This is a genomic window from Rubrivivax albus (assembly GCF_004016515.1).
Lineage (GTDB): Bacteria > Pseudomonadota > Gammaproteobacteria > Burkholderiales > Burkholderiaceae_C > Rubrivivax > Rubrivivax albus.
The window spans coordinates 390,090-407,611 of record NZ_SACT01000001.1 but is presented as its reverse complement, the minus strand read 5'-3'; the positions used below and the strand labels follow the sequence as shown (position 1 = coordinate 407,611).

The window sequence follows — 17,522 nt, the reverse complement described above, 5'->3', positions numbered from 1 at the left end:
CGGCGTTTGCCCCACGGCAGACCGGATTGCACACGCGGGCACCGTGAGCGCGTGTCATGCCCTGGAACTGCCGAACACCCTCTCAGCGGCTGCCGGTGCCATCTGGCTCGCGAGGTCCAGGACAAAGCGGGCTTGCAGGGCATGACCCTTGGCCATGTCGGGGTCGATGCTGGACACGCGCACCAACATGCCATCGGCGATGACGCCGCGCACACCGTAGCGCATCTGTGCCAGCTTCTGCCCTATGCCAGTAGTCACCACATCGCCACCCACGACAACCCAGTAGGTGATGGGTTCGCTGCGCTGCCCCAGCTTGCTCATCAGCTGACGCACCGGCAGCCCCTTCTGCGGCAGCGGCACCGTGGCCAGGCGGTTGGTGGTGATGACAAACCCTTGCGCCGGGTAGCAGACCTCAGGCCGGTGCGCACTGGTGCCATCGCTCTGGTCGCCGCCGTAGGCCACGCTGAGCATGATGCGCTGGCCCTGTCTGTTGACGTAGGTGCGGGCCAGCACCTGGTTGTAGATTTTGTCCAGCAGCGCCTGCACATCGGGCGATGGCAGGATGATTGGGGTGTTGGTGTCCACCTGCCAGTCTCCGAACTGCTTCGGAAAAATCTGTTCCAGGTCTGGCATGCCGATCTCGTCGGCCATGTGTCGGGTGGGCCGCATTGCGACAGCCAAGCCGGCACCACCGAACATCATGGCCGCAGCCACGAAGCCTCTGCGCTTCAGGGACGTGTTCATGCCGCCAACCCGGACCGCTGATTCTTGCCGCGGAAGAACAACGCCAATAGTTTGTCCGTAGCCAGCATCAGGACCAAGCCCACCAGGAACAGCACCATGCCGGCGAAGTCATGCACAAAGCCCTGCCCAGCTTCGTCCCCAAAGTGGTACGTGACAAGTACGAGGATCATCACCCGCACGATGTTGGCCGCGAAGGAAATGGGAATGATCAGCACGGCCAACACGACGTTGCGTACGGCGTTCGTGTAGCCCATAAGGTTCATGTAGAGCAGGCCCAGCGCCTCCAGCGTGAACATGCTGTTGAGGCCCGCACACGCATCAGCCACCAGCAGCTGATAGGGCCCCACGGTGAGCACGACACCACTGCGGCCCAGCGGGTAGCCCAACGAATGCAGCAGGCTGGCGGCCACAGCAGACACCGCCGACTTCAGCGGGCCGGTGACGCTGGCCACGACTGAGCCGGGCAGTGGCACCATGAAGAGCAGGAAGAAGAGCGGAAACCACACCAGCCTTAGCCCGGCCCGCCCTCTGAACAACAGCACCAGGCCGGCAAGCACGACGATCTGCGAGACGATCTCGAAGAACATGATGTATTGCGAGCGGCCGACCGCATACAACAACACACCGAAGCCGAGCACCGTGTAACCCCACGCCGGTTGGCCCTTGGACTCAAGAGCTGCTAATTCGTAGCGCTTGGAAAACAGCAACCAAAGACTGACCGCGAGGATGATGGGGCCGTGGCCCTGTTCGTCGGTAGGCCAGATGCGCTCGGCCAACAGCAGGTAGCTGGGCGCATACATGGCCACGAAGGCCAGCAGCAACAAGCCCAGCACCAACAGGTCAGCACCCGGCGGGATAAGCGGCCGCTTTTCTGCCAGCTGACGTGCGGCCGTGGTGTCTCGCACGACGCTCATCAGGGCCCCCATCGGTGACAACGCGGCTGTATCAGGCGCACGACGTCCGACGCCTTCACGCAGCAACTCCGGTTTCAGACAGAACGACTTGGAACTCGGCCGTGAAGTCGTCTGTGGCAGCCAAAACTTGCAGATCAGCGGCGCATACGGCCATCAGTCGGCTAGCCGAAGCCAGCACGGCCGGCCGCAGCGTGTTCAACTGGTTGAAGTGCTCGGCGATCACGGCGTAGTCGGTGTCGTAGTCGTGCACTGAAAGGTTGCGCACCGTGCGGGACAGTTGCCAACCCGCCACCGATTCGATGACGCCAAGTTTCTCGAACAGTGTCGCGAGCGCATGAGCGGTGAGGTGGTTTCGCCCATCAGCAGTGCAGCGTGGCGCAAGACCGCACCCTGGGTGTCCCGCAGCTTGGCAAAGTACTCGTTGAAAGCCGCCATGGCCTCGAAGAGATCGGTGTCGTTACGGCGCGCGTAAAGGAACTGGCCGTTCAGCAGCCACGGCAGCTTGCGCGCACTGGCATGCAGGTGGAAGCAGCAGCGTTTAACAGCCTCCAGCAACTGGACCAGATACTGACGCTCGATCTGAAGCGGTTGCGCAGTCATGCCACCAATTCCATCGACACCGCCCGCGGACGCACAGCCTGCACAAAGGCGCTGCCGACATCGCAATGCCGCACGGCCAGGATGTCCACGGGCAGTTGCAGCACGCCTTCCAGCTCCATCGTGGCCAGCGCTCGCTGCTCCAGGGTGGGTGGCGCCGGGGCTTCCTCCAGCAGGTCGACATCGCCATTGCGCACAGCGTCATCCAGCCACGAACCTGACAGCGCCACGCGCGCATCTAGGCCGAAGTGCCGCTGCGCCGTGGCCACGATGTGACGGGTCTGCTGGTAGGTCAGGCGCATGACGAGACGGCTGGTAGTTTCTCAGCGCTCGTTCAACACCACCCCCGCCACCCGCAGCGCACTGCCGGCCATCGAGCCCAGCAGCTCCTGCAGACCGGCCACGCGGCTGGCATGGCGGTGGGCGACGATGACGGCGGCGCCGCAGCGCGCGGCAATGACGCCGGCGTCGGACCCGTGGGTGGCCGCGGGGGTGTCGACCACCACGTGGTCGAACTTGCTGGTGAGCTCGCGCATGAGCAAGTTGAATGCCGGGCGCTCCACAAGTTCCAGCGGATTCGGGGGGGTGGTGCCCACCGGCATCACGAACAGGCTCGGTACGTCGGCAATCTGCTGGATGACCTGGCTGTCGCTGCGGCCGCTGAGCACGCTGGACAGCCCGTTGGCCGCCTTCAGCGCGAAGATCTCGTGCTGACGCGGGTTGCGCATGTTGGCGTCCACCAGCAGCGTGCGCCCGCCGCCCAGCTGGGCCAGGGCCACCGCCAGGTTGGCGGCGGTGTAGCTCTTGCCGTCGCCGCTGTCGGGGCTGATGACGGCCAGCGCGGCACGCTCGCCGATGCCCACCGGGCCGGCCCACACCCGCATCATGACCTGGCTGCGCAGGGCCCGGAACGCCTCGGCGCGGGGGCCGAAGGGTTCGCGCAGCATCACCAGCTCGGGGCTGACCTTCTTCTGCTCGTCCGGCGCGTAGGGGTAGTGGAACTGCTGGGCCAGCGCGTAGAGCACGTCGTCGCGGCTGGCCAGGCCCAGCGCCACCGCGGCCTCGCCGAAGCGCACGCCCTTGCTGCGCTGGTGCTGCAGCACCTTCTCCACCTGCTCGGCGCTGAGGTTGCGCAGCTCGGCCAGGATGTCGCCGATGCTGCGGTCGCGCAGATCGGCGTCGGCATCGACGCTGCCCGCCGCGGGCGGCATCATGCTGTCGGGGCCGAGCACGTCCACCGCCGGCGAGGAGTCTTTGAATTTGGCCATGTTCAGTTCGCGCCTTCAGGCTTCCTTGGCGGCGGGCGGCAGGGGCGGCATCAACCGCTGCTGCATGGGCAGGGCCTTGCCGGCCGACCAGCGCTTGGCACCGGGCTTGGGCAGCACACCGATCACGGGCAGGTCCAGCGCGGCGATGACGTCGTCCACGCTGCGCACGCGGCGGTCCATCAACTCCAGCAGCAGCGCGGTACCGACGGCCAGCAGGCCGCCCAGGAACACCGACAGCGCCACGTTCAGCGGGATGTTGGGGCTGGACGGCTCCAGCGGCGGCACGGCCTGCGTGAGCACGTTGACGTTGCTCTGCGTGGTCTGGCTCTCCAGGCTGCTCTGCGCCAGGCGGGCCTGCACGGCGTCGTAGGTGCGCTGGGCGTTCTCCACCTCGCGCTGCAGCACCAGGCCTTCGTCGCGCACGGTCTTCATGCGCAGCACCTGCGCGCGCTGGGCCTCCAGCGCCGCGCGCACCTGGGCCTCGCGCTGGGTGTTGATGGTGCTGGTCACGGTGACGCCGCCGGTGACGCGGCGGGTCTCGGCGTCGAGCCGGCTGCGCAGTTCGGCCAGGCTGCCACGCGCCTCCACCACCTGCGGGTGGGCCTCGCCCAGCCGCGCGGTCAGCTGCTTGATCTGCACCTCGGCGCGGGTGATGTCGGCCTTGAGCTGGTTGATCACGGGGTTGGCCAGCACCTCCTGGATGCGGTCACCCGCGGCGGAATTCGCCTGCGCCTGGCGGCTGCGCGATTCCGCGGCCACGGCCTGCAGCGCCACCAGCTGCGAGCTCAGCTCGTTCAGGCGCGCGTTCTCCACGTCCAGCCGCTCGTCGGTGGCGATGATGCCGTTGGCGCGCTGGAATGCGCTGAGGCGGCTCTGCGCCTTCTCCAGGGCCTCGCGGCTGTCCTTGACCTGCTGGTCGAAGAAGCCGCTGTACTGGCGTGCCGGGTTCACGCGCAGCGCCAGCGACGTGTCCACGTAGGCCTGCACGAAGGCGTTGGCCATGCCCGCCGCGAAACGCGGGTCCGGCGCCTGGTAGCCCACGCGGATGACGCTGCTCTCGCGCGAGGGCTGCACGTCCAGGCTCTTCTGGAACAGCGTGATCAGCCACTGCTCCACGGTGCCCTCGCCGCCAGTCTCGTCCTGCCACTGCTGGCGGATCTGCGGGTTCTCCGACAGGCGGTTGGCCTGCACCACGCGCAGCGCCACGCGCTCGCTGGTCAGGATGTCCACCTGCGTGGCCATCACCGCCGGGCTGGGCATGCCGCCGAACACGGCCGCGCTGATGGGGTCGGGCTTGAAGTCGACGACGACGCTGGCGGTGGCGGTGTACTGCTTGGGCAGCAGCAGGCTGACGACGACGGTGGTGGCCACCGTGAGGCCCAGCACCAGCAGCACCACCCACCAGCGGGCCCGGAGGATGGACAGGAATTGGCCGAAGGTCATGCTGTGCTCTCCGCGCTCAGAACAGGCTCTCGCGCACGAAGACCACGTCGCCTTCGCGCACGCCGTCGTCCATGGCCGGGGTCAGCACCTGCACCTCGCCCTGCGCATTCTTGCGGTGCACGCGGATCCCCTTCTCGGTGCCACGCTGGGTCAGGCCGCCGCCGGCGGCCAGCGCCTGCAGCAGCGTCATGCCGCGCTCCAGGCGCAGCGCACCAGGGCGCTGCACCTCGCCGTAGATGTAGACCAGCGGTGCGCGCTCCACGTAGACCGCATCGCCGTCCTGGATCACGGGGTCCTTGCCGTCGCCGGCACGGAACAGGGCCGGCAGGTCCACGCTCTGGCGGAAGGGCTGGCCGTTGCGCGTGCCCACCAGGGTGACGACGTCGGCCCCGTTGGGCGACACGCCACCGGCGGTGGCCAGCAGTTCCGTCAGGCGCAGGCCGGCGGTCTCCAGCGGGTAGCGACCAGGGCGGTTGACCTGGCCCAGCACGCTGGCCTGGTTGCCGCGCACCTGCACCACCAGCAGGCTGACCTGGGGCTGCTTGACGAAGTTGCCGTCGCGCAGGCCGTTGGCCAGGGCCTGTTCGGCCTCGGCCACGCTCAAGCCACCGAGCTTCACGCTGCCCAGCAGCGGGTAGCTGATAACGCCGGCCTCCGACAGGCGTGCTTCGAGTGACAGGTCCGGCACCTGGTAGACGCTGATGCGCACGACGTCACCGGCGCCCAGACGGTACTCCGCCGGCGCGGCTGCGGCGGGCTGCTGCGCCAGGGCGCCGCCCGCAGGGGCGAACGCCAAGGCGGCCAGGGCCAGCCAACCACCGAGGGCGGCGCGAAGGGCAGAGGTTCGGATGCGCATGGTGCTCACTTCAGTCCCAGGCCTTTGCTGATGTCAGCAGGATCCAGGCCAGCGGAGGCCGGGGCTGCCGGCGGCATCGCCGCCTCGCCGGCGGGGGCCAGCGACGGCAGGCCGGACTCGGCCGGCGCAGAAGCAGCCTCGGCCGCCGGCGGTGCGCCTTCGGCGAACTTGCCCACGTACTGAACGGTGGCATCGGCACGCAGGCGCTTGCGGTCCTGCTCCAGCAGTTCGCGCTTGCGCTGGTTGAGCAGGAACTGTTCGATCGCGGGCCGGGCCTGTTCCTCGCCCACCGGCTGGCTGCGCGAGCCGGCCAGCACGATGACGACGGCTCCGTTGGGCGCGGCGTTGAAGACCGCCTGCCCGTCCTTCATCTGGGCGAACGCCTTCAGGCTGGCCAGCGGCAGCTGCTCAGCGGCGCGCACGGCCTGGTTGGCGTTGAAGCGCAGGCCGGCGCCGCGCAGGAACTCGACGAACTCGTTGATGTTCTTGCTGGCCTGCAGCCGCTCGCGCAGGGCCCCCACCTGATCGGCCGGGGCCTCGATGCGCAGTTCCTGCAGGCTGTAGACGCGCCGCTCGGCAAACAGCGCCGGGTTGGCGTCGTAGTAGGCCTTGATGTCCTCGGGCGTGGGCCGCGAGGCCGCTTCGCCCACCTTCTCGGCATAGGCCCGGGCCAGCACCTCGCGCTTGACGGCCTCGAGCTGCTGCACCACGCGCGGGTCACGGTCGAGCTTGAGCGCGTCGGCCTGCTGCACCGCCAGTTCCTGGTCGATCAGGCGCTCCAGGATCTGGCGGCTGGCGGCGTCGGCCTGCTCGGGCCGCAGGCCACGCTGCTGCTGCAGCACGAAGTTGATCTGGTGGACCGTGATCTCGTCCTTGTTGACCTTGGCCGCGGTCTGGCTGGCGGTCGTTTCCTTCTTGTCGCCACAGGCGGCCAGCAACAGGCTGCAGGCCATCAGGGTGGCAAGGGGCACCAGGCGCGCACGGCGCACGGTGGCAACGGTCAGGTCCATGCGGATTCCTCGGGCCGGAAAGTCAGCGGACGAGTGTAATCCGCGGGTTGTGACAGCCGGTGCAGCACGCCCCCGATGGCCGCACCCCAGCCTTGGGGGGCCTGTGCGTTTCGCACTGTGGCCCGCGTGCATTCCGCACGCCGCGCCGTGGGGTCAGGCCACGATCAGGCCAGCGCCTGCACCTGGGCCAGTTGCCAGGCCTCGGGGAGTTCCCGGGCGTCGCCGGCGGGCTTCAGGTGGGTGAGCAGCCAGAGTTCCCGGAAGTCCGCCGGTGCGGCGTCGTCGTGTTCGCGCACCAGGCCGGAAAACTCCACGCTGGCCACGAAGGCTTCGCCCAGTTCCTCGAAGGCCAGCAGGCTGGCCTGGAGGTCGATGACCTCGGTGCGATTGACGCCGCTGCCGCGGGCCTGCAGCTGTTCGCGCAGCTCGGCCAGCAGCGGGCCGGTGGTCAGGCGCTCCAGCGCCGCCAGGTCGCCGGCATCCCAGGCGGCCTGCAGGCGCAGGAAGCTCAGGCGTGCCAGCGACAGGAACTGCTCGGTGTCCAGGCCCGGCGGCACACGGCGGCGGGCGGCCGCCGGCTGGCGGCGCGGCACGCGGCGCGCCCGCCGGTGCCGCCACTGGCTCAGCGCCGAGACCAGGGTCAGCATTTGATCCCGACGTGCAGCGCCACGATGCCCGCGGCCAGGCTGTGCACGTCCACGTGGCCGAAGCCGGCCGACTGCATCATGCCCTTCAGCGTGGGCGCGTCCGGGTGCATGCGGATGCTCTCGGCCAGGTAACGGTAGCTGTCGGCGTCGCCGGCCACCCACTTGCCGACGGCGGGCATCAGCTTGAAGGAATAGAAGTCGTAGACGGGCGCCAGCGGGGGCGCCACCTTGGAGAATTCCAGCACCAGCAGCCGGCCGCCGGGCCGCAGCACGCGGCACATCTCGGCCAGGGCCTTGTCCTTGTGCGTCATGTTGCGCAGCCCGAAGGCCACGCTGACGAGGTCGAAGCGGCCATCGGCCCAGGGCAGGCGCTCGGCATCGCAGGCCACGGTGGGCAGGGCCAAGCCGTCGTCGAGCAGGCGGTCGCGCCCGACGCGCAGCATCGATTCGTTGATGTCCGTCAGCACCACCTCGCCGCGCTCGCCGGCCTTGCGGGCGAAGGCGCGGGCCAGGTCGCCGGTGCCGCCGGCGATGTCCAGCACCTTGTCGCCCGGCTGCACGTTGGCCACCGCCACGGTGTAGGCTTTCCAGGCCCGATGCAGCCCGCCCGACAACAGGTCGTTCATCAGGTCGTACTTCTGGGCCACCGAATCGAAGACGCCGCGCACGCGGCGGGCCTTGTCCTGCTCGTCGACGGTCTCGAAGCCGAAATGGGTCTGCGACACGGGCACTCCCTCAGTGGCTCGCGCAGGCGCCGCCGGACTTGACGGGCATCGGGTCGTCACGGCCGACGCCGGCCTCGGCCAGGCGCTCCTCGTAGCGCGCCCACAGTGCGTCCTGCTCGGCGCCCAGGCGGTAGAGGTACTCCCAGCTGAAGATGCCGCTGTCGTGGCCGTCGCTGAAGCGCGGCTGCACGGCGTAGTGGCCGACGGGTTCGATGGCGTAGATGGACACGCCGCGCTTGCCGGTCTGCAGCACCTCCTGCCCGGGGCCGTGGCCCTGCACCTCGGCCGACGGCGAATATACGCGCATCAGTTCGAACGGGATACGGAAGACGGCGCCGTCGTCGTAGGCCACCTCCAACTGACGCGAGGCCTGGTGCACGGTGAGCGCGGTGGGCTGGGGACGGGTGGCGGACATGGGCAGCGAATGCGTGGCGATGCGCCGAAGTCTAGCCCCGCCCCAAGCCCGAGACGGCGGGAGGGCCGAGCCGGGACGTAGGACAGTGCCTGCGCACTGTCCTGCGCCCGGCGAGGCGGTTCGGCCTGCAAGCCGAACCGTGGACGAGGCAGGACATAGGACAGTGCCTGCGCACTGCCGTGTGCCCGCCGGGCTGGGACGCACCCAGCCCTTTCCCGCAGATCACTCCACCCGCGCGCGCCACCCGATGATCAGGGCCACGGCCAGCAGGGCCATCAGCACCGGCAGGTCGAAGTCGGCCGGGCGGCCTTCGGCCAGACGGGTGTAGGCGTCGACCAGCCAGCCGCTGAGCAAGGGCATGGTCAGCATCGCGCCCACGGCCAGCACCAGCAAGGTGAGCACCACCGCAGCACCCCACCAGGGCCGATCCTTGTGCTCCCGAACCGATTCACGCATGACTGCCCCTTCCGCTCGGCGCCGGTGCGACGCACCACGCCGGGTCAAGTCCATTGTGCTGCAGTGCAGCATGCAAATGGCGGACCAGACCCGCCGGGGAGGCCTGAAGCTAGGGGGTGGCAGGCGCCGCTTGCCGGCACCCGGGCGCGCGACTGCAGGACTACACCAGCACGCGCTCGATGCCACCGGCGTTGGCGCGCTGCACGTACTGCGGCAGCCAGTCCTCGCCGAGGATCTTGCGCGCCATCTCCACCACGATGTAGTCGGCCTCGAGCAGACCGTTCTGCAGGTCGTTCTCGTAGCGCTTGAGGCCCTGCAGGCAGCTGGGGCAGCTGGTGAGGATCTTCACGTCGCCGCCCGCGGGCACCGCACCCTGCGCACGCAGGGCGGCCTCGCCCTTGCGGATCTCCTCCTCCTTGCGGAAGCGCACCTGGGTGGAGATGTCGGGCCGGGTCACGCCCAGCGTACCGCTCTCGCCGCAGCAGCGGGCGCTCTCCAGCACCTGCTCTCCCACCAGCGCCTTGACGGTCTTCATCGGCGCCTGCTGCTTCATCGGGCTGTGGCAGGGGTCGTGGTAGAGGTAGGCACCCTGCTCGGCCGCCGGCAGCGTGATGCCCTTCTCCAGCAGGTATTCGTGGATGTCGACGATGCGGCAGCCGGGGAAGATGTCCTCGAACTGGTAGCCCTGCAGCTGGTCGTAGCAGGTGCCGCAGCTGACGACCACGGTCTTGATGTCCAGGTAGTTCAGCGTGTTGGCCACGCGGTGGAACAGCACCCGGTTGTCGGTGATGATCTGCTCGGCCTTGTCGGTCTGGCCGCTGCCGCGCTGCGGGTAGCCGCAGCACAGGTAGCCCGGCGGCAGCACGGTCTGCACGCCGGCCTGCCACAGCATGGCCTGGGTGGCCAGGCCCACCTGGCTGAACAGGCGTTCGCTGCCGCAGCCGGGGAAGTAGAAGACGGCCTCGGTGTCCGGCGTCGTCCGCGCCGGGTCGCGGATGATGGGGACGTAGTCCTTGTCCTCGATGTCCAGCAGCGCGCGTGCCGTCTTCTTGGGCAGACCGCCGGGCATCTTCTTGTTGATGAAGTGGATGACCTGTTCCTTCACCGGCGCCGCGCGCAGCGTGGCCGGCGGCGCGGCGGTCTGCGCCCGGGCCAGCGGCTTGAGCAGGTCGTGCACGAAGCGCTGCGCCTTGAAGCCGACGCCAACCATGGCGCTGCGCATCAGCTTGATGGTCTGCGGGTTGGTGGCGTTGAGGAACAGCATGGCCGCGGCGTTGCCAGGCCGGAAGCTCTTCTGCCCCATCTTGCGCAGCAGGCTGCGCATGGCCATGGTCACGTCGCCGAAGTCGATCTTGACCGGGCAGGGGCTGGCGCACTTGTGGCAGACGGTGCAGTGGTCGGCCACGTCCTCGAACTCCTGCCAGTGCTGCAGGCTGATGCCGCGGCGCGTCTGCTCCTCGTAGAGGAAGGCCTCGATGAGCAGGGACGTCGCCAGGATCTTGTTGCGCGGGCTGTACAGCAGGTTGGCGCGCGGCACGTGCGTGGCGCACACCGGCTTGCACTTGCCGCAGCGCAGGCAGTCCTTGATGCTGTCGCTGATGGCGCCGATGTCGCTGCGCTGCATGATCAGCGACTCGTGGCCCATCAGGCCGAAGCTGGGCGTGTAGGCGGCGCTCAGGTCCGCCGCCCAGGCACCTTCCATCGCGCCGCGGAGCAGCTTCCCTTTGTTGAACCGGCCCTCGGGGTCGACACGCTGCTTGTAGTCGGCGAAGTTCGCGAGCTCGTCGTCGGTCAGGAACTCGAGCTTGGTGATGCCGATGCCGTGTTCGCCGCTGATGACGCCGCCCAGCCGCCGCGCCAGCGCCATGATGCGCGCCACGGCCTCGTGGGCCGTCTGCAGCATGGCGTAGTTGTCGCTGTTGACCGGGATGTTGGTGTGCACGTTGCCGTCGCCGGCGTGCATGTGCAGCGCCACCCAGGTGCGCCCGCGCAAGACTTCCTGATGGATCGTCTTGCACTGCTCGAGGATGGGCGCGAAGGCGGCACCGGCAAACACCTGCTGCAGCGGCTTGAGGATCTGGGTTTTCCACGACGCGCGCAGCCGGTGGTCCTGCAACTGCGCGAACCAGGTCTCGCCGGTGGCGGTATCGACGATGTCCAGCCGGTCGTGCCAGGCCTGCCATTGCGCGCGCACCTCGCGCAGCAGCGCCAGGGCCTGCTGCACGCGGTCCTCCAGCAACTCGGCACTGGGGATCTCGCCGGCGTCGTCGCTGCGGCCCAAGGGCAGCGCACCGGCCTGGAAGAAGTCCAGCAGGCGGTCGGCCAGCTCGAGCTTGTTGCGCAGGCTGAACTCGACGTTGATGCGCTCGATGCCTTCGGTGTACTCGCCCATGCGGTCGAGCGGGATCACCACGTCCTCGTTGATCTTGAAGGCGTTGGTGTGGCGCGAGATGGCCGCGGTGCGCTTGCGGTCGAGCCAGAACTTCTTGCGCGCATCGGCGCTGACGGCGACAAAGCCTTCGCCGCTGCGGCCGTTGGCCAGGCGCACGACCTCGCTGGTGGCACGGGCCACGGCGTCGGCGTCATCGCCGACGATGTCGCCGATGAGCACCATCTTCGGCAGGCCGCCGCGCTTGCTCTTGGTGGCGTAGCCCACGGCCTTGAGGTAGCGGTCGTCGAGGTGCTCCAGGCCGGCCAGGATGGCACCGCCTTCGCGCTTCATCTCGGCGAACATGAAGTCCTTGATCTCGACGATGCTGGGCACCGCGTCCTTGGCGTTGCCGAAGAACTCCAGGCACACGGTGCGCACGTGCTCGGGCATGCGGTGCACCACCCAGCGCGCACTGGTGATCAGGCCGTCGCAGCCTTCCTTCTGGATGCCCGGCAGACCGGCGAGGAACTTGTCGGTGACGTCCTTGCCCAGGCCTTCCTTGCGGAACACGCGGCCCGGGATCTCCAGCACTTCGGTGCGCTGCAGCTTCTTCCCGCTGGCGTCGAAATGGCGCAGCTCGAAGCGCGCCACGGCCACGTCGTGGATCTTGCCCAGGTTGTGGTCCAGCCGCACCACCTCCAGCCAGGTGGCCTGCGGTGTGACCATCTTCCAGCTGGCCAGGTTGTCCAGCGCCGTGCCCCACAGCACCGCCTTCTTGCCGCCGGCGTTCATGGCGATGTTGCCGCCGATGCAGCTGGCCTCGGCACTGGTGGGGTCGACCGCGAACACATGCCCGGCACGTTCGGCAGCGTCGGCCACGCGCTGCGTGACGACGCCGGCCTCGCTGTAAACCGTGGGCACCTTGTGGGCCACGCCCGGCAGGTCGACCCACTCGACCTCGCTCATGGCCTCGAGCTTCTCGGTGTTGATCACCGCGCTCTGCCAGGTCAGCGGCACGGCGCCACCGGTGTAGCCGGTGCCGCCGCCGCGCGGGATGATGGTCAGGCCCAGCTCGATGCAGCCGGCCACCAGCGCCGCCATCTCGGCCTCGCTGTCGGGCGTGAGCACGACGAAGGGCATCTCGACGCGCCAGTCGGTGGCGTCGGTGACGTGCGAGACGCGGCTCAGGCCGTCGAACTTGATGTTGTCCTTGGCCGTGGCACGGCCCAGCACCCGGCGGGCGCGCTGGCGCAGACGCTGCACCTGCTCGAAGTGGGCGGCGAAGCGCTTCACGGCCGCGGAGGCGGCGTCCAGCAGTTCGCGGACGTGGCCGTCGCGCACCGGGTCGTCCTGCGGCGTGCGGCGTTTCTCCACCTCGCCCAGGCGGTGGTGCAGCGCGTCGATCAGCAGGCCGCGCCGCTTGGGGCTGGCCAGCAGGTCGTCTTCCAGGTACGGGTTGCGCTGCACGACCCAGATGTCGCCCAGCACCTCGTAGAGCATGCGCGCCGAGCGGCCGGTGCGGCGCTCCTGGCGCAGCAGGCTCAGCAACTCCCAGGCCCGCGCGCCCAGCAGGCGCTGCACGATCTCGCGGTCGGAGAACGAGGTGTAGTTGTAGGGGATCTCCCGCAGGCGCGCAGGCGCGCCATCGCGGGCATCCGCCGCAGCGTCGGCCGGAACCGCCGACGCCACGGGCACGAGGAGGGGTTGTGGCGCATTCATGGCGGAGCCCGGGATGTTACCGCGGTGCAGCAAAGCCTCGTCCCCGCCGAGGGGGTTTGTCCGGATGGCCCGCACCCACCGGTCCATGACAGAAACGCCGCTGTCATAAAACGAGATGACACTCGCCGCACCGCGGCCGTGTCCGCTGATGGAGTCCCCCCGATGTCCCTGAAGAAACTGTCCCTGGCGGCCGTGGCCGCCGCCGCCTTCGCCACCACCCTGCCGGCTGCCGCGCAGACCGAGATCCAGTGGTGGCACTCGATGACCGGCGCCCTGGGCGAGCGCGTCACCGAGATCGCCAACGGCTTCAATGCCAGCCAGACCAACTACAAGGTGGTGCCGGTCTACAAGGGCTCGTACGGCGAGTCCATGACGGCCGCCATCGCCGCCTACCGCGCCGGCACCGCCCCGCACATCGTGCAGGTGTTCGAGGTGGGCACGGCCACGATGATGGGCGCCAAGGGCGCCATCAAGCCGGTCTACCAGCTGATGAACGAATCCGGCGTCAAGTGGGACCCGAAGGCCTACGTGGGCGCGGTGGCCGGCTACTACACCGACCGCAAGGGCAACATGCTGTCGATGCCCTTCAACTCGTCCACCCCGGTCTTCTACATCAACAAGGACGCGTTCCAGAAGGCCGGCCTGCAGCCGGTGGCGCCGAAGACCTGGAAGGAGTTCGCCATCACCGCGGGCAAGCTGAAGGCCAGCGGCCAGCAGTGCGTCTACACGACCGGCTGGCCGAGCTGGGTGCACGTGGAGAACTTCAGCGCCTGGCACAACCTGCCCATCGGCACGGCCGAGAACGGCATCGCCAGCGTGAACACCGAGTTCAAGATCAACTCGCCGCGTCATGTGGCGCACATCGAGATGCTGGCCGGCTTTGCGAAGAACGGCTGGTTCACCTACGCCGGCCGACGCAACGAGGCCGAGGCCAAGTTCTTCAGCGGTGAATGCGCGATGCTGACCTCCAGCTCCGCCGCGCAGGCCAACATCCGCAAGAACGCCAAGTTCGCCTTCTCGGTGAACATGCTGCCCTACAACGACGACATCCCCGGCGCGCCGCAGAACAGCATCATCGGCGGCGCCAGCCTGTGGGTGCTGGGCGGCAAGAAGGCCGACGAATACAAGGGCGTGGCGCACTTCTTCAACTACCTGTCGGCGCCGGAACTGCAAGCCAAGTGGCACCAGATGACCGGCTACGTGCCGCTGACCAACGCGGCGGCCGACCTGACCAAGCAGAGCGGCTACTACGAGAAGAACCCGGGCACCGACATCGCCGTGCTGCAGCTCAACAACAAGACGCCGACGGCCAACTCCAAGGGCCTGCGCTTCGGCAACTTCGTGCAGGGCCGCACCGTGATCGAGGAGGAGATCGAGGCCGTGCTCGCCGGCAAGAAGGACGCGCAGACCGCGATGAACGACGCCGTCAAGCGCGGCAACGACATCCTCAAGCGTTTCGCGGCGACCACCAAGGAGTGATCGGCTAGCATCCGCGGCCTCGCCGGCCAGGGCGCCCCCCTGGCCGGCTTGTTTTGAGCCCCTGCATGGACAAGCGCGTCACCTTCCGTTCGCCCTGGCTGCCTTACCTGCTGGTGGCGCCGCAGATCGCGATCACGCTGATCTTCTTCTTCTGGCCGGCGGGCCAGGCGCTGTGGTTCGCCTTCCTGCGCCAGGACGCCTTCGGGGTCAGCAGCGAGTTCGCCGGCTTGGAGAACTTCGCCTACCTGTTCGCCGACGAGGCCTACCTGGCATCGTTCAAGGTCACGGCGCTGTTCAGCGTGCTGGTGGCCTCCGGCGGCATCGTGGTGGCGCTGGCGCTGGCGGTGATGGCCGACCGCGTGATCCGCGGTGCGATGACCTACCGCACGCTGCTCATCTGGCCCTATGCCGTGGCGCCGGCGATTGCCGGCGTGCTGTGGGGCTTCCTGTTCGCGCCGTCGATCGGCATCGTGACCTACGTGCTGCGCGGTTTCGGCATCGACTGGAACTGGGTGCTCCAGGGCGACCAGGCCATGCTGCTGGTCGTCATCGCGTCGATCTGGAAGCAGATCTCCTACAACTTCCTGTTCTTCCTGGCCGGGCTGCAGTCCATCCCGCGCAGCCTGATAGAGGCCGCCGCCATCGACGGCGCGCGACCGTTCCGCCGCTTCTGGACCATCGTCTTCCCGCTGCTGTCGCCGACCACCTTCTTCCTGCTGGTGGTCAACATCGTCTACGCCTTCTTCGACACCTTCGGCGTCATCGACGCCACCACGCAGGGCGGGCCGGCCGGTGCCACCGAGATCCTGGTCTACAAGGTCTACAACGACGGCGTGAAGGCGGCCGACCTGGGCGGCTCGTCGGCGCAGTCGGCGATCCTGATGGTGATCGTGATCGCGCTGACGGTGGTGCAGTTCAAGTTCATCGAGCGAAAAGTCAACTACTGACGGAGATCCCTCGTGGTTGAACGCCGCCCCTTCCTCACCGCGATCACGCACATCGGCCTGTGGCTGGGCATCGCCGTGGTCGCCTTCCCGCTGTACGTCACCTTCGTGGCCAGCACGCTGACGATGGAGCAGGTGCTGGAGGTGCCGATGCGCCTGCTGCCCGGCGACCAGTTCTGGGCCAACTACACGCAGGTGCTGGGCGCCGGCTCCACGCGCGGCTCCACCGCGCCGGTGGCGCCGATGATGTTCAACAGCCTGGTGATGGCACTGGTCATCGCCATCGGCAAGATCGCCATCAGCATCGTCAGCGCGTTTGCGATCGTCTACTTCCGCTTTCCGCTGCGGCACTTCTTCTTCTGGATGATCTTCGTCACGCTGATGCTGCCGGTGGAGGTGCGCATCATCCCGACCTTCAAGGTCGTGGCCGACCTGGGCATGCTCGACAGCTACGCCGGCCTGACGCTGCCGCTGATCGCGTCGGCCACCGCCACCTTCCTGTTCCGCCAGTTCTTCATGACCGTGCCCGACGAACTCGCGGAAGCCGCGCGCATCGACGGCGCCGGGCCGATGCGCTTCTTCCTCGACGTGCTGCTGCCGCTGTCGCGCACGTCGATCGCCGCGCTGTTCGTCATCCAGTTCATCTACGGCTGGAACCAGTACCTCTGGCCGCTGCTGATCACCAACGACGAGAGCATGTACACCGCCGTCATCGGGATCAAGCGCATGATCGTCGGCGGCGACGCCCTGACGGAATGGCACCTGGTGATGGCCACCGCCATCCTGGCCATGCTGCCGCCGGCGGTGGTGGTGCTGCTGATGCAGAAGTGGTTCGTCAAGGGCCTGGTCGACACCGAGAAGTAAGCACAACCATGTCCGCCATCTCGCTGAGAAACGTCGTCAAGCGCTACGGGCGCGGCCCCGCGGCCAACCAGGTCATCCACGGTGTCAACGCCGAGATCGACAGCGGCGAGTTCGTCGTCATCGTCGGGCCGTCGGGCTGCGGCAAGAGCACGCTGCTGCGAATGGTCGCCGGCCTGGAGGAGATCTCCGGCGGCGAGATCGCCATCGCCGACCGCGTGGTCAACGACGTGGAACCCGCCGACCGCGACATCGCCATGGTGTTCCAGAACTACGCGCTCTACCCGCACATGAGCGTGTTCGAGAACATGGCCTACGGGCTGAAGATCCGCAAGATCCCGGCCGACGAGATCCAGGCGCGCGTGGACAAGGCGGCCAAGATCCTGGAACTCGGCCCCTACCTGAAGCGCAAGCCACGGGAACTGTCGGGCGGGCAGCGACAGCGCGTGGCCATGGGCCGGGCCATCGTGCGCCAGCCTGCGGTGTTCCTGTTCGACGAGCCGCTGTCAAACCTGGACGCCAAGCTGCGCGCGCAGACGCGCATCGAGATCCAGAAGCTGCACCAGGAACTGGGCATCACCTCGCTCTTCGTCACCCACGACCAGGTGGAGGCGATGACCTTGGCGCAGCGCATGCTGGTGATGAACGGCGGGCGCATCGAGCAGATCGGCACGCCGGAGGAGGTGTACCAGCGGCCGGCCACGACCTTCGTGGCGGGCTTCATCGGCAGCCCGCCAATGAACCTGATCACGGGGCGTGTGGAGGGCAGCACCTTCGTGGCCGGCAACGCCCGGCTGCCGCTGCCCGGTGCGGCGCCGCGCGAGGGCGAGGTCATCCTGGGCCTGCGCCCGGAACACGCTGCGCTGGGTGACACCGGCGGCTGGCCGCTGCGTGTGGAAGTGGTGGAGATGCTGGGCGCCGAACGGCTGGTCTACGGCAAGCTCGGCGATGCCGCGTTCACGCTGCGTCTGGACGGCACGCTGACACCGCCGAAGCCGGGCGACACCGTTCACCTGCAGGCGGACTCGGCGCGGCTGCACTGGTTCGACGCCACGTCGAAGACGCGACTGTGA

18 protein-coding genes are annotated in these 17,522 nt (G+C 68.3%); 4 read left to right on the top strand and 14 right to left on the bottom strand.

Annotation, left to right across the window (positions count from 1 at the left end):
* Positions 1 to 54: 54 nt before the first annotated feature.
* From epsI to ENE75_RS01820, 14 genes are all read right to left on the bottom strand, one after another.
* Positions 55 to 744, bottom strand: a complete 690-nt coding sequence (epsI, locus tag ENE75_RS01885; protein WP_128195055.1) for an exosortase-associated protein EpsI, B-type — start codon at positions 742 to 744, stop codon at positions 55 to 57.
* The gene (gene xrtB / locus ENE75_RS01880) at positions 741 to 1,658 is read right to left on the bottom strand and encodes an exosortase B (protein WP_128195053.1); all 918 of its coding nucleotides are present in this window, start codon (positions 1,656 to 1,658) and stop codon (positions 741 to 743) included. The genes epsI and xrtB overlap by 4 nt, the downstream gene beginning before the upstream one ends.
* Positions 1,659 to 1,713: 55 nt before the next feature.
* The gene (locus ENE75_RS01875) at positions 1,714 to 1,881 is read right to left on the bottom strand and encodes a hypothetical protein (protein WP_158288828.1); all 168 of its coding nucleotides are present in this window, start codon (positions 1,879 to 1,881) and stop codon (positions 1,714 to 1,716) included.
* Positions 1,878 to 2,258, bottom strand: a complete 381-nt coding sequence (locus ENE75_RS01870; protein WP_128195049.1) for a hypothetical protein — start codon at positions 2,256 to 2,258, stop codon at positions 1,878 to 1,880. The genes ENE75_RS01875 and ENE75_RS01870 overlap by 4 nt, the downstream gene beginning before the upstream one ends.
* A complete protein-coding gene (locus tag ENE75_RS01865; RefSeq protein ID WP_199232189.1) occupies positions 2,255 to 2,557 on the bottom strand; it encodes a nucleotidyltransferase domain-containing protein in 303 nt (100 codons plus the stop codon). The genes ENE75_RS01870 and ENE75_RS01865 overlap by 4 nt, the downstream gene beginning before the upstream one ends.
* A gap of 21 nt (positions 2,558 to 2,578) precedes the next feature.
* Positions 2,579 to 3,523: a polysaccharide biosynthesis tyrosine autokinase gene (locus ENE75_RS01860; RefSeq protein ID WP_128195046.1), complete on the bottom strand. Its 945-nt coding sequence runs from the start codon at positions 3,521 to 3,523 to the stop codon at positions 2,579 to 2,581.
* A gap of 15 nt (positions 3,524 to 3,538) precedes the next feature.
* Positions 3,539 to 4,966: a chain length determinant protein EpsF gene (epsF, locus tag ENE75_RS01855; protein ID WP_128195044.1), complete on the bottom strand. Its 1,428-nt coding sequence runs from the start codon at positions 4,964 to 4,966 to the stop codon at positions 3,539 to 3,541.
* 16 nt (positions 4,967 to 4,982) lie between these two features.
* The gene (gene epsE, locus ENE75_RS01850; RefSeq protein WP_128195042.1) at positions 4,983 to 5,822 is read right to left on the bottom strand and encodes a polysaccharide export protein EpsE; all 840 of its coding nucleotides are present in this window, start codon (positions 5,820 to 5,822) and stop codon (positions 4,983 to 4,985) included.
* A gap of 5 nt (positions 5,823 to 5,827) precedes the next feature.
* Positions 5,828 to 6,832 (bottom strand): EpsD family peptidyl-prolyl cis-trans isomerase, encoded by a 1,005-nt coding sequence (locus ENE75_RS01845; RefSeq protein ID WP_128195040.1) that lies wholly within the window; start codon positions 6,830 to 6,832, stop codon positions 5,828 to 5,830.
* Between the two features lie 164 nt (positions 6,833 to 6,996).
* Positions 6,997 to 7,479, bottom strand: a complete 483-nt coding sequence (locus ENE75_RS01840; RefSeq protein ID WP_128195038.1) for a Tim44 domain-containing protein — start codon at positions 7,477 to 7,479, stop codon at positions 6,997 to 6,999.
* On the bottom strand, positions 7,473 to 8,204 hold the full coding sequence (gene ubiE / locus ENE75_RS01835; protein WP_128195036.1) for a bifunctional demethylmenaquinone methyltransferase/2-methoxy-6-polyprenyl-1,4-benzoquinol methylase UbiE: 732 nt from the start codon (positions 8,202 to 8,204) through the stop codon (positions 7,473 to 7,475). The genes ENE75_RS01840 and ubiE overlap by 7 nt, the downstream gene beginning before the upstream one ends.
* A gap of 10 nt (positions 8,205 to 8,214) precedes the next feature.
* Entirely contained in the window at positions 8,215 to 8,619 is a 405-nt protein-coding gene (locus ENE75_RS01830; RefSeq protein ID WP_128195034.1) for a gamma-butyrobetaine hydroxylase family protein, read from the bottom strand.
* A gap of 222 nt (positions 8,620 to 8,841) precedes the next feature.
* On the bottom strand, positions 8,842 to 9,075 hold the full coding sequence (locus ENE75_RS01825; protein ID WP_128195032.1) for a hypothetical protein: 234 nt from the start codon (positions 9,073 to 9,075) through the stop codon (positions 8,842 to 8,844).
* A gap of 160 nt (positions 9,076 to 9,235) precedes the next feature.
* On the bottom strand, positions 9,236 to 13,165 hold the full coding sequence (locus ENE75_RS01820) for a DUF3683 domain-containing protein (protein WP_128195030.1): 3,930 nt from the start codon (positions 13,163 to 13,165) through the stop codon (positions 9,236 to 9,238).
* Between the two features lie 162 nt (positions 13,166 to 13,327).
* On the opposite strand from ENE75_RS01820, the gene ugpB reads away from it, so the two are divergent.
* The 4 genes from ugpB to ENE75_RS01800 all read left to right on the top strand — a co-directional run bounded on the left by ugpB (position 13,328) and on the right by ENE75_RS01800 (position 17,522).
* Positions 13,328 to 14,644, top strand: a complete 1,317-nt coding sequence (ugpB, locus tag ENE75_RS01815) for a sn-glycerol-3-phosphate ABC transporter substrate-binding protein UgpB (RefSeq protein ID WP_128195028.1) — start codon at positions 13,328 to 13,330, stop codon at positions 14,642 to 14,644.
* Positions 14,645 to 14,709: 65 nt separating this feature from the next.
* Positions 14,710 to 15,591, top strand: a complete 882-nt coding sequence (gene ugpA / locus ENE75_RS01810) for a sn-glycerol-3-phosphate ABC transporter permease UgpA (protein ID WP_128195026.1) — start codon at positions 14,710 to 14,712, stop codon at positions 15,589 to 15,591.
* 12 nt (positions 15,592 to 15,603) lie between these two features.
* Positions 15,604 to 16,452: a sn-glycerol-3-phosphate ABC transporter permease UgpE gene (gene ugpE, locus ENE75_RS01805; RefSeq protein ID WP_128195025.1), complete on the top strand. Its 849-nt coding sequence runs from the start codon at positions 15,604 to 15,606 to the stop codon at positions 16,450 to 16,452.
* 8 nt (positions 16,453 to 16,460) lie between these two features.
* Complete coding sequence (locus ENE75_RS01800; protein WP_128195022.1) at positions 16,461 to 17,522, top strand: sn-glycerol-3-phosphate import ATP-binding protein UgpC; 1,062 nt, start codon at positions 16,461 to 16,463, stop codon at positions 17,520 to 17,522.